Annotated in this window: 11 protein-coding genes; 3 read left to right on the forward strand and 8 right to left on the reverse strand. The window is 45.3% G+C overall.

Annotated features, from left to right (window positions below; all coding sequences use genetic code 11):
- Complete coding sequence (gene mmsB / locus QME20_RS09690) at positions 1-876, forward strand: 3-hydroxyisobutyrate dehydrogenase (RefSeq protein ID WP_014950690.1); 876 nt, start codon at positions 1-3, stop codon at positions 874-876.
- 148 nt (positions 877-1,024) lie between these two features.
- On the opposite strand, the gene QME20_RS09695 is transcribed toward mmsB, so the two are convergent.
- Complete coding sequence (locus QME20_RS09695) at positions 1,025-3,061, reverse strand: BCCT family transporter (RefSeq protein WP_281715852.1); 2,037 nt, start codon at positions 3,059-3,061, stop codon at positions 1,025-1,027.
- Between the two features lie 215 nt (positions 3,062-3,276).
- The gene (locus QME20_RS09700) at positions 3,277-4,176 is read right to left on the reverse strand and encodes a LysR family transcriptional regulator (RefSeq protein ID WP_281715853.1); all 900 of its coding nucleotides are present in this window, start codon (positions 4,174-4,176) and stop codon (positions 3,277-3,279) included.
- A gap of 103 nt (positions 4,177-4,279) precedes the next feature.
- On the opposite strand from QME20_RS09700, the gene lldD reads away from it, so the two are divergent.
- On the forward strand, positions 4,280-5,413 hold the full coding sequence (lldD, locus tag QME20_RS09705; RefSeq protein WP_281715854.1) for an FMN-dependent L-lactate dehydrogenase LldD: 1,134 nt from the start codon (positions 4,280-4,282) through the stop codon (positions 5,411-5,413).
- A 122-nt stretch (positions 5,414-5,535) separates the two neighbouring features.
- On the opposite strand, the gene dld is transcribed toward lldD, so the two are convergent.
- Positions 5,536-7,269 (reverse strand): D-lactate dehydrogenase, encoded by a 1,734-nt coding sequence (gene dld / locus QME20_RS09710; protein WP_039235552.1) that lies wholly within the window; start codon positions 7,267-7,269, stop codon positions 5,536-5,538.
- A gap of 274 nt (positions 7,270-7,543) precedes the next feature.
- Between dld and QME20_RS09715 the strand changes: the two genes are divergently transcribed.
- Positions 7,544-8,221, forward strand: coding sequence for a response regulator transcription factor (locus tag QME20_RS09715; protein WP_014980265.1), 678 nt, complete (start codon positions 7,544-7,546; stop codon positions 8,219-8,221).
- 35 nt (positions 8,222-8,256) lie between these two features.
- Here QME20_RS09715 and QME20_RS09720 read toward each other — a convergent pair whose 3' ends face one another.
- From QME20_RS09720 to QME20_RS09740, 5 genes are read right to left on the reverse strand one after another with little or no spacing between them, the layout of a single operon-like run.
- Complete coding sequence (locus QME20_RS09720; RefSeq protein ID WP_014950698.1) at positions 8,257-9,018, reverse strand: CsgG/HfaB family protein; 762 nt, start codon at positions 9,016-9,018, stop codon at positions 8,257-8,259.
- A gap of 8 nt (positions 9,019-9,026) precedes the next feature.
- The gene (locus QME20_RS09725) at positions 9,027-9,476 is read right to left on the reverse strand and encodes a curli assembly protein CsgF (RefSeq protein WP_281715855.1); all 450 of its coding nucleotides are present in this window, start codon (positions 9,474-9,476) and stop codon (positions 9,027-9,029) included.
- Positions 9,476-9,868: a CsgE family curli-type amyloid fiber assembly protein gene (locus QME20_RS09730; protein ID WP_014950700.1), complete on the reverse strand. Its 393-nt coding sequence runs from the start codon at positions 9,866-9,868 to the stop codon at positions 9,476-9,478. The genes QME20_RS09725 and QME20_RS09730 overlap by 1 nt, the downstream gene beginning before the upstream one ends.
- Before the next feature lie 54 nt (positions 9,869-9,922).
- On the reverse strand, positions 9,923-11,368 hold the full coding sequence (locus QME20_RS09735) for a curlin (RefSeq protein ID WP_014950701.1): 1,446 nt from the start codon (positions 11,366-11,368) through the stop codon (positions 9,923-9,925).
- 30 nt (positions 11,369-11,398) lie between these two features.
- Positions 11,399-11,911, reverse strand: coding sequence for a hypothetical protein (locus tag QME20_RS09740; protein WP_014980268.1), 513 nt, complete (start codon positions 11,909-11,911; stop codon positions 11,399-11,401).
- Positions 11,912-12,005: the final 94 nt, after the last annotated feature.

Raw genomic sequence — 12,005 nt, forward strand, 5'->3', positions numbered from 1 at the left:
ATGACCACAGTTGCATTTATTGGCCTAGGTAATATGGGCTCAGGGATGGCAGATAACCTAGTTAAGAACGATTACAACGTATTGGCTTTTGACTTAAGCGAAGCGGCACTGGCCAAAGCCAAAGAAGCAGGCTGCACTATTGCGCAAAGTACCGAGCAAGCTGCTGCTGAGGCCGACATCGTTATTACTATGTTACCAGCAGGCAAGCACGTAAAAGATATCTATTCAAATCAGATCTTGGCTTCTGTCCGCGAAGGCACCTTGCTTATTGATTGCTCCACCATCGACGTAGAAACGGCGAAGAGTGTGTCAGAATTAGCTGAGAAAAAAGGCCTTAAAATGCTGGATGCGCCAGTTTCTGGTGGTGTTGCAGCGGCTGCAGGCGGCACACTTACGTTTATGGTGGGTGGCGACGCTGATGCCTTTGACAAAGCCCATGGTGTACTTAGCGCAATGGGCAAAAAAATCGTCCATGCGGGCGGCCATGGTGCGGGACAAGCAGCAAAGATTTGTAACAACATGTTACTTGGCGCGACCATGATTGCGACGTGTGAAAGCTTCCAGCTGGCACAAAAACTAGGCTTAGATGCGCAAGTGTTCTTCGATATTGCGTCAAATGCCTCGGGACAGACATGGTCAATGACCACCTACTGCCCTGTAAAAGGTGTGGGGCCACAAAGCCCTGCTGATAACGATTTTGCTGGCGGTTTCGCTTCTGCGCTTATGCTCAAAGACTTGGGGCTGGCCATGCAGGGCGCGAAGGGCGTCAACGCGCAAGTACCTATGGGTGAGCTTGCTGCAAAGTGGTTTGAAATGCATTGCGAAGAAGGCAATGCAGGGATGGATTTCTCTTCAATAATCAACCGATTAGCGTAAGAGAAAACCAACAGTTCTCCGACGGCTACTTTCCCTCAGAAGAGGTGGCCTTCTTACTGAGCGAGTAAAGGATTTTACTCGCTCTTTTTTTAAAACAAACTGCGTCTACGCTTTTTCTCTCCGATTTTCTTTCTAAGCCATCCGCGGTTTAATCATTTCCCCTAGGCTGCCTCAACATGTCATCATACGCATCCATTTCCCAAGGCAGTTCGCCTGGGCTGGTATCGAGGAAGTGCAGATAACTTTCGAACTGATCTAAGATGTCCTTAGTAATACTCTCTTTGTCATATCCGTAAATATCGTAAGCTTGCCCTCCGCGGCGAAGGAACACTTCAGCGCGAAAATATTTTTCCGACTCGTCTTCTTCTGAACGCAGCTCTGCGTAGCTAAACCCTGGCACTAAATATTCAGTCATACGAATATCGTAGATAAAGTCCATGTGATCGTGACGCTCAACAGTGAAGGTGGCCCTTCCCGTTTCCTCATCAAGCTTAACAAACGCCTCCCACTCTCGCGCTTTCAAAGCAGCCTGTACGTCTTTCATCGCTGCAATCACAGTTTTATCAATAAACTCATGCACCTCATTTCGGCTTGGGTAATCTACCATTGCTGCCAGTCGGCCTTTTAGGCTAGTCGAGCGACCGTGGTTTCTATTAAGCGTATTCGCCTTCAAACTGTTGTTTCGGTAGCCTTCAATGACTAGCGCACGCCATAGACCTGCTGCAGACGCTAGCATAATGAAGGCGAATGGTAAGGCGCTCGCAATGGTCATCGTTTGCAGGGCATTCAGCCCGCCAGCCAACAGCAACACTGCAGCAACGGTTCCTTCCAGACACGCCCAGAAGATACGCTGCCAAACCGGGCTTTCTTCTTTACCACCAGAAGCAAGAGAATCGATAACCAGCGACCCAGAATCTGATGACGTCACGAAGAACGTGATGATCAATAACACGGTCAAGCCTGACATGATTGACGCGCCAGGTAGCAAGTCATAGAGCTTAAATAAGGCAACAGCTTCGTTTTCCTGCACATCGCTAATGAGTGTAGTAACACCTTGGTTCATAATGGCATTTAGCGCGGTGTCGCCAAACACGGAAAACCAAAGAAAGGTGAACATGGTAGGTACAAGCATTACACCAAAAACAAACTGCCTAATGGTTCTACCTCGACTTATTTTGGCGATAAACATGCCTACAAACGGCGCCCAAGCGATGGTCCAGCCAAAAATAAACAGCGTCCAGTTCCCAATCCAATCGCTACGACTATAGGCCTGAAGATTAAAGGTGCGCTCAATGATGCCGTTGATATAACTTCCCGTGTTCTGTAAAAAGGTTTCTAAAATATGTACCGTTTCTCCGAAGATAAAAACGATACTCATAAGCGATACAGCCAGAACCATATTAAGAATTGATAGCCTTTTAATGCCCTTATCCATGCCCGCGACAACCGATATTGTTGCGGCAATGGTTACGATCGCAATGGTGCCTACCTGCACCATGATATCAATGGGGATATCGCCGGAAAGATAGTTAAGCCCTGCATTAATCTGTGTAACGGATAGCCCGAGCGTAGTGGCGATACCAAATAGTGTACCGAGAATGGCAAATACATCTACCGCGTGACCTATAGGGCCATAAATTTTATCCCCTATCAGTGGATACAAAGCTGAACGTATAGACAAGGGCAAGCCATGTCGAAAAGCAAAATAGGCAAGAACCAAACCGACTAGCCCGTAGATCGCCCAGATGTGAAAACCCCAATGAAAAAATGCGATTTGCATGGCTTGTTTCGCCGCATCAACAGTTTCAGCTGCTCCTGCAGGCGGTGAAGAATAGTGTAGAACAGGCTCTGCTACGCCAAAGTAGAGCAGCGCTACGCCGTAGCCTGCTGAGAACAACATAGAAAACCATTCAGGAAAGCTATATTGAGGCTCTGCATGATCGGGCCCCAACTTTATGTTTCCCCAGCTAGATGATGCTACCGATACAATGAATACCAAAAAGATAGCGACCGACAACATGTAAAACCAACCAAAGGTTTCTGTAATCCATGCCAATGTATTGTCGAAGGCGTCGCCGGCAAGTTCGGGGTTGCTGATAGTTCCGATCACCAAAAGCAAAATAATGATAACGGCGGGGAGAAATACTGGAAGAAGAATGGTGGAGTTGTTTACTTGGCCTTTCATAGCAAGTCCCTTTTCACTGACAGGTAAGTTGAAACGCTGCGAAAACTTAAAAGCTGTTTTTTTCTACTAGTGAGGATTTGCTTTGGTTCAGATAATTACCCAAATATATTCTTTTCTTGGCGCTACGGACCGTGATTTTAAGTAAATAAGGTCCTTCAAGCGGCAACGACCTGCTATGAAACAAGGGGTTAACCGGCGTGATTGCCGTTGGCGTATCAAAAATAATCAGACATAGATAAATAGCGCTGCCTGATATGTTCAATTAACAGCTTAATTTTTCGAGATGGCTGGCGGCTGTAAGGATAAACGGCATAAACGCCTAACACCTTACCTACCCGCTCTGGAAACAAATCGACCAGTGTTCCATTACATAAATCTTCGAATACCAAACATTTAGGTACGTAGGCAATACCTCTACCAGCAAGAGCTGCTTTGCGAAGCGCCCCCGCATTGTCACTTGAAAATGCGCCATCTACGGTGATGGTGTAATTGCCTTGAGACGACGTAAACTCCCACTCCCTTGCGCCGGATGTGTGGTAGGAATACAACAAACAGTTGTGAAAACTCAAATCCTCAGGTGCTTTGGGCCTGCCCTTTCGTCTAATGTAATCCGGCGATGTGCAAACCACCCAATGGGAATCTAAAAAGTGCCGCGCGATCAGACTTGAGTCTTCCAAATATCCCGTTCGAATAACAAGATCAAACCCTTCCTCGACTAGATTTACAAATCGATTATCCAGAGACATATCAACGCTTAGCCCTGGATGAAGTGTACAAAACTCAGCTACCGCATCGGCTAACAGTAAATCGCCCGAAATCGTTGGAACCGACATTTTAATGTGTCCGGATATTTGTTCACTGTATCCAGAAATTGTGTCGATAGCTTCTTGCGTGGACGCCTTTACATTCATGGCGCCTTGCTTCAAAGCTTGACCCGCTTCGGTAAGCGTGAGTTTGCGAGTAGTGCGATACAAAAGCTGCGTTCCCAGCTCTTTTTCAAGCTTTGCTATTCGCTTACTGACTACCGAGTTGGTAATGTTGTTCGCCTCTGCTACTTTGCTAAAACTGCCCATCTCCGCAATTTGTGCAAAAAGAATTAAATCGTCTGCTCTCACGTTATTACTTCACTTTTGGAAAAGATAAATTTCATTGTTGCCGTATATCCCTAAGGCGAGAAACGTTATATTTTTATCAAGTTAATTACAATCGATTAAAGACATGATTATTTCATCGCCGACTGATTATCGACGCGCTGCGCAAAAAATATTACCGCCGTTCCTATTTCACTACATTGATGGTGGTGCCTATCGAGAGCATACACTTAAACGCAATGAAGCTGACTTGGCTGACATAGCATTAAAGCAGCAAGTGCTGAGAAATATGTCGTCGCTTGACCTTTCCACAACGGTCTTTAGTGAAGAATTGGCTTTACCTATTGCCCTTGCTCCCGTGGGATTAACCGGAATGTATGCGAGACGTGGCGAAGTGCAAGCCGCTAAAGCGGCAGCAAACAAAGGCATACCGTTTACCATGTCGACGGTGTCAGTATGTCCTATTGAAGAAGTCGCACCAGCCATTGAACGTCCAATGTGGTTTCAACTCTATGTGCTTCGCGATCGCGGCTTTATGAAGAATGTTCTGGAGCGCGCCAAAGCAGCGGGTGTAACAACGTTGGTCTTTACCGTAGATATGCCTGTACCAGGGGCTCGCTATCGCGATAAACACTCCGGTATGAGTGGGCCATTTGCTGCAAGCCGTCGCGTACTGCAAGCGATGACTCATCCTCGTTGGGCATTTGATGTAGGCGTGTTCGGTAAGCCTCATGATCTTGGCAATATTTCTACTTATCGTGGCGAACCGACCCAGTTGGAAGACTATATTGGCTGGTTGGGCGCTAATTTCGATCCGTCTATCAGTTGGAAAGACTTAGAATGGATCAGAGAGTTTTGGGACGGCCCAATGATTATCAAAGGCATTTTAACTGAACAAGATGCCAAAGATGCGCTGAGTTTTGGCGCAGAAGGCATTGTAGTATCCAATCACGGCGGTCGTCAGCTAGATGGCGTGCTTTCTACCGCTAAGGCTCTTCCAGCGATTGCTAGCGCGGTGAAAGGCGATCTAAGTATTTTCGTAGACTCAGGTATTCGTAACGGCTTGGACGTGGTGAGAATGCTTGCACTAGGTGCCGACTGTACTTTACTAGGGCGCTCTTTTATTTATGCACTTGCTGCTGAAGGCCAACAAGGGGTAGAGAACTTACTCGATCTGTACAAACAGGAAATGCATGTCGCGATGACACTATGCGGTGCAAAATCAGTCAGTGAACTTAACCTCGACTCTCTCGCTTTTTAGTATCGCTGGCACCAAGGCCACTAAAAAGACCCCCAGTAATTGGATAGTCCAACTATTGGGGGTCACTTCATTTTTTATGGCTCTTTTATCAATGCACAAGTGGCTGGAAGCGTAATTTGCGCTTAATGATGCCCACCACAACAACTTCCATCATGCTCAGCCCAATTTTTAAGTTTGGTGGTTTTGCCTATTCCCGGGTTAAAACTATTGGTTGGGTCTAATTCTCGGTAAAAGTTTTTCAGCGCATCTTTTGCAAAGTACTCGTGTCCCACATTGTGCTCTGCTGGATATTCAGCGCTTCTCGCATCAAAAGTTTCCAGAATTTTACCCTTTAACAATTTGGCATCCGCCCCTTTTTTCAACACGTAATTCTGGTGCATTACGTGGCAGAATAAATGGCCGTAATACAGTTTTGTGTCTATCTGGTCGTCTATTTCTTTAGGCAGCACTTCAAACCAGTCGGGATCGTTGCGGCGAAGTGCAACATCGATGGTCATCATAGCGCCCACGTCTTTGCTGTGCATCACGTGGTAACGACCTATCGCGCCACCAGCAACAAAGCGATGCAAAATAGCCTTATCAGCTTCTTCTTCTGTACACTCAAAATAACTACCTTCATTGGTTTTAAAGAAAGCATCAAGGTAGGCTTTGGCCTCATCTACCCCGTCGTTGCTCATCTCCAATATCCAATGATGCTGATACTTGTCTCTGTACTCTTCCATTCGCGTAGGCAAGTGGTTAGGAAAAACGTAGCTCATATACTGCATAACGCGATCTGACATTTTGTTGGGTAAGAAGCCCAGCTTGTCAGTAAATGCGTCAAATTTGCGCTTAAATGCAAACAGCTTAGGAATAAATTTGGCGCCAAGCTTGCTGATAACGATAAACATATCTTTACCGTATTTCTTGGATACGTCGTAGCAGTCACGGTGAAGGTACTCACCCGAGTCAGGCAAGTTCTTGAAAGTAGAAAGTATGTCGCGACGCACTTGGGTAAACACAGCGGCGTCGTTAGACCCCACATAAAATACCTGTTTTTTCTCAGGAATAGGAAAGGTGTCTAGCCTCACTGCGAACACGGCAAGCTTACCCGCACAGCCTGAAGCTTCATGAAGTCTTCTGCCGTCATTGTTGAAGCGCGAAGGTGTGTCTGAATCAACGTCTCGAACTCGTTCATCATACTCGTTGTCTGATGCACGAGCGTCAGGGTGCTGAACGTCAGCTTCTTTGTAACGTTTGTTCTCAAGATTATTCAGAATTTCTTCTGGCTCACTACCTAGATTAATCCCCAGATTGTTTACCAAAGATAGATTGCCATTAGCGTCGATTTGGGCAAAAAGCGCTAATTCAGTATAGGCAGGGCCTCGCTTGACCAAAGCACCACCTGAATTGTTACATATTCCCCCCACGATCGATGCGCCAATACATGAAGAACCAATCACAGAGTGAGGTTCGCGACCATAAGGCGCAAGCGTCTCTTCCAATCCAAACAAGGTACTCCCAGCCAAGCCAACGATCTGTTTTCCGTTGTCAACTAACTGAATATCATCAATACGCATAGTACTGATAATAACGAGAGGCCTGTCGTAATCTTTACCATCTGGCGTAGAGCCGCCCGTTAACCCTGTATTGGCCGCCTGCATAATAACCGCAACGTCGGCTTCAACACACAGCTTAAGCACACGCCAAATTTCGACAAGCGTTCCAGGGCGCACTACCGCAAGTGCTTCGCCCGCACCAAAACGAAACCCTTTAGTGTAAGGCTGCTTCTTCGCTTTATCAGTTAACAAATAGGCCTGCCCTACTACATCGCGCATTGATGCAATCAAAGACTGAGTGTCAACGTTTACGGTCATGGTTCTCTCTGTGTGTTGAAATAATGGAAGGAATGACTTGGTGTTGAACTATACACTAACACCATTATTAACAAAGGGGGCAAGCCGCTTTTATCGAGATAATTTACTTATATTTAATTCGTTGAACATTTAGAGGCTCTAGCATTTAAGCAAAACTTACAGGCGTTTTTCACTGTTACATTTTGTTACGCTTTGGCGGAGCAAGTTAGACCAGAGGAGTATTGTAAAGCCAATGTATAGTTCGTAAGGTTGATAGACACGAAAAGGAGCTTTCATGTCACATCAAGCGTTCGTTTTAACAAGAAAAAGTTTTTCAGAAAATACTAGAAAGGATGGGGCTTACGAACGATTCCTAAGTATTTTGCCGTCATGTGGATTTGTCGTCACAACCGGTGCGATTCATCCACCTCGAAGCGTGCTTAATAACACCTATACCTTCTTTATCGATGCGCAGTATTGTGACTCTGCCGCTATGCTCAACTTGCCTGTAGTCAACGATAACCCAGAGTTGAACAAAGTCATTTTCAACGTGCCAGAGTCTGACGTCGATTTTCATTATGCGGCACTGCAACATGGTATTAATGGTATTTTCCATATTGAAGATAGCTTAGAACTTCTGGTTCGCGGTGTTCAACAAGTTCAGGCGGGCAACAAATGGTTCAGTCGCGAGATTATGAGTCGCTATATTGATGCCAATTTAGTGTCTAAAGCAAAACCCGTTGCTGCACTTCAATCGTCACATACTGTGCTGACCAAGAGGGAATTGGCCATCACACGCAAAATTGCAGATGGTGCCCAAAATCAGGAGATTGCAGACTGCTTACACATCAGCGTAAATACGGTGAAAACTCACGTTTACAGCATATTTAGGAAAACGGACTGCCGAAATCGCGTTGAGCTTATAAAGTGGTTCGATCATCAGTTTAGCCAACCACAACAAGTAAGCATCTAAACTGATAATCCATTGAATTTAATTGCGTATGGCGCTTACGCTTTTGCGCGCCATACGCCTTTCTCCATTCCTTGTAACACCAACTCAGTCACCGCTTTTTCTATACTTTGTTTAACGCACTCGAACATGGGTTCATTAGTCGTGTAGCCCGTTTCTGCTTCAAGCAAACGCTTAAGCGAAACATACCTAAACAGGCCTGCTCTCACCTCCTGGCTTAGTACTTTCTTAGATGTTGAAACCGACACCAATACTTGACCTGTTCTCACGTCAACTGCACGCATGTAAATGGAAATTTGATCTTCCCTAAACAGCTCACTCGCTCCAATGCCAAAGTACTCTACACCAGCGCCGCCGGTACGAATGTTGGTATCGTAGCTAATTATCCCACCTTCTATAATAATTCTCGCTGTCGTGAGTGGCGGCAAATCGCCTCCGCTGCTTTCGTCGGCTCTAATTATTTTGCGTTCGGTAAGAATGTTCTGCAGCCCTTCACGCTCCACAGGTAAAAACCACGATGTCTCGCTTAAGGTCTGAACAAGAATAGAGGTTGCGCCTTGAGTCACCGCAGTAGAAAACGAACTTGCCCCAGTGCTAGGTTTATATTGCCCGGTCTGGTCTCTAAACGCATATACAGAAACCGGAATTTGTCCCATAGGCGCTGGCAAGCTTTTTACTTCAGACAATGTGGCACTGTCTTTAATTACATCAGCGGCCGTTGTATCTGGCGGCAGCGTATTAGTGATGGACTGGCATCCTGCAAGCGCCATGGCCACTATTAAAAAAACGGTACTTCTCATGTGTTTCCCTACCCAAACCGTGGAATTTCAACGACAGTAACCTCACCTGTCAGTAAGTTAGTAATGTTCACAACAATGCTGTCAGGATTACTCGTTATTAGTTCTACCTGAAAGTCACCACTAACAAAAATACTATCCTGATTGAATATGCTGTCTATCGGGTTTCCATCTTCATCATATTCTTGTTCACCGAATGCGATGTCTGTGATTTCGCGGACTATACGATTGATATAGGCGCGCTCGAGTGATTCTTGAAGGCGTTCGTCATAGGAGCGCTCGCTGTAAGGCGCTGTATGAGCGTTTTGTGAATTCGCCTTACTTAATAAAAATGATCCGTTAAGTGGATTACCACCGAATGACGGGTTGATCGGTTCATACACCAACTCTGTTGCTTTCACACTAGCTGAAGTCCACGAGCCAGTCGCGATTAAGGCTGCTATCACTATCCCTTTTTTCATTACCATTCGTCCCCTGCTAAATCTGGGCTTCTACTGTCTATACTCGCGTTTGCCACCGCGTCTAAAACTAACATGATGGCTTGCTGTACTTTTTCATCTAACGGTACTTGTCTACGCCCCATGTACGTTTGATAAACCACTCTATTGTCGTAAATCACCGAAAGAAGAGTACCCGCTTGTGGCACAATAATTTCTTTAACTACAAGGTTCTTACCCGAACTGTCTGGGACTTCTCGCCAGTATTGGCTAATGCGAGAGGCAAATTCGTGGCCTTGGCGGCTAATACTGTTATCGAGCAACAGTCCACCTAGCCGAATTTCTTCTGCGTGAATCGGAGAAAAGAACACACTAAAAAGCAGTGTGATAAGAGAGAAACAATACAAGTACTTCATTTTACTGAATATAGCCGGGCAAACGCCCGGCTACTCACTTTTACATCTGTAGGTTTACATCTGAACAACGGTAGCTACGTTGTAGTCACCAACCTGCGTAACACTTACTGTGCCGCCGTTGCCAGTGATACTACCTGTAACTAAGTTATCGTTACCCATTTGCGTAACTTCAAATGTATTCATATCACCAGAAATAACGAACTGACCACCTGCGTCGTCTGTTACCCAGTTTCCTACGCCTTCTTGCATAACACTAACAATATTGTCGTCACCGTTAACCAATAGGTCTAGTAAGTTAAGCTCGCCCGTTTGCGAAACCATAATTTCGTTGTAGCTTGATGTAACGTTGCTTGCCAACTCAACTGATGCCGTATTTTCAACACCCTCTTGAGACATTTCAATGATGTTGCCATCAGCGTAGTAAGTTGCATCACCAATACCAGCTTGTGCTAACGCCAAGTTGGCATCGCCATCTTGCTCAATTTCAACGGTGTTAAACAGGCCATCGAAATTAACTGTGCTGATTTCATTGGCATCACCTACCTGAGTTAAATCAAACTCGTTGAATAAGCCAATTACGCCAGCATAAGCCGTGTTGCCTTCGCCCACTTGGTTAATTTCGAACGTATTCGCTTGTCCGCCGATAGTTTCTACGGTAGCTAAGTTAACGTCACCGATTTGATCGATATTAACTTCATTGCCAGAGCCTTCAAATACTCCTGTGGTAATCTCGTTGCCATCACCATCTTGTTCAAACTCTAGCACATTACCGTCGCCAACCATGCTCCAACCCACAGCGTTCTGGTCGCCATCTTGGTCAATTTCAACTTCGTTTTCTGAGCCGACAACGGTTAAATCAGACACGTTGTAATAGCCGTCTTGAATAACATCGATAACGTTTGCATCACCGCTTAGCTCGCGAACATACGATTCGTGCCAGTCACCACTTTGATCAACAAATACCGTATTGTCGTTACCCGCAATGGCATTATTAGCCCAGTTACCACCATCACCCTGATACACTGACAACGTGTTTCCACTGCCCGAAATGCTATTTATTGAGCGATTAAAAATAAAACCGATAGGGCCGCCATCACCCAATTGAACAAGTGAAACCGTGTTATCGTCACCTTCGACAACGACATCAGCTGTACTATTTAAACTATCTTGCTCAGATTCTAAGAAGTTGCCGTTACCTGTGACACTTGCAAAGAAGGTATTACCTGACTGCATTTGCGAAGCTAGTACTTCGTTTGCGTCACCCGTTACTTCTACAAAGATTGCATTTAAGTCACCTTCCTGACTTAAAATAGATTCATTACCTACCTCATTTCCCTCTGGTGCCGTTTGGGTTAGCGTAATTTCATTGCCTTCAGCTGCAGCAATAAAATCTGCGGAAGCACTGAAATCAACTGTCTTACTCGCTGGAACTTCCTGAGCCGATGCCCACCCTGTCGCTGCTACTAAAAGCAATGCACTCGCTATTTTTGTTTTTTTCATTTTCACATTTGTCTCCCTATGGCAATCACATCATTCTTGATATTGTGTGATGTTAATCACCATTTCGTTCCCTATCTGGTAAACAGTAAAGGACTGTTCACCCAATTGATTAACATTGGCTACATTGTCGAACCCATCTTGAATAATCTCGAAATAGTTATTGTTGTTTTGCTGCAGTAAATTAACCACGTTCCCCTCACCCAGCTGTGTGATCAGAGCTTCGTTATTACTGCCGTTTTGAACAACATTCGATAGGTTGGCGCCGTTGCCGCTTTGGATAATGTTAGTTATGTTATTTAGCCCAAACTGACTAACAGCGATGAAGACCGTTTCATCGTCTATCGTTATAGCTTGAGCATTCAGACTCATTGAAAGAGAAGATTCCACCATGTCTGAGCTTGTTGATAAGTCGGACTGTTGAGCATAAGCAGGAAGATTTACGGTTAGAAGACTGCACCCCGTAATGGCTGCCAACGCAACGGCTCTACATGCCTTAGCGTTATTAGCAAATTGGCTCTTTTTAACCTTTAGCTTCTTGTCCATGAGAACGACTGCTTCCTTGATTAACAACAAAGGTGACCCCTCTATAACACTCCTTAAGACGGCGAGAATCCATCACCAATAAGTTGTATTTATT

The organism is Alteromonas sp. CyTr2, assembly GCF_947311905.1.
Classification (GTDB): domain Bacteria; phylum Pseudomonadota; class Gammaproteobacteria; order Enterobacterales; family Alteromonadaceae; genus Alteromonas; species Alteromonas macleodii.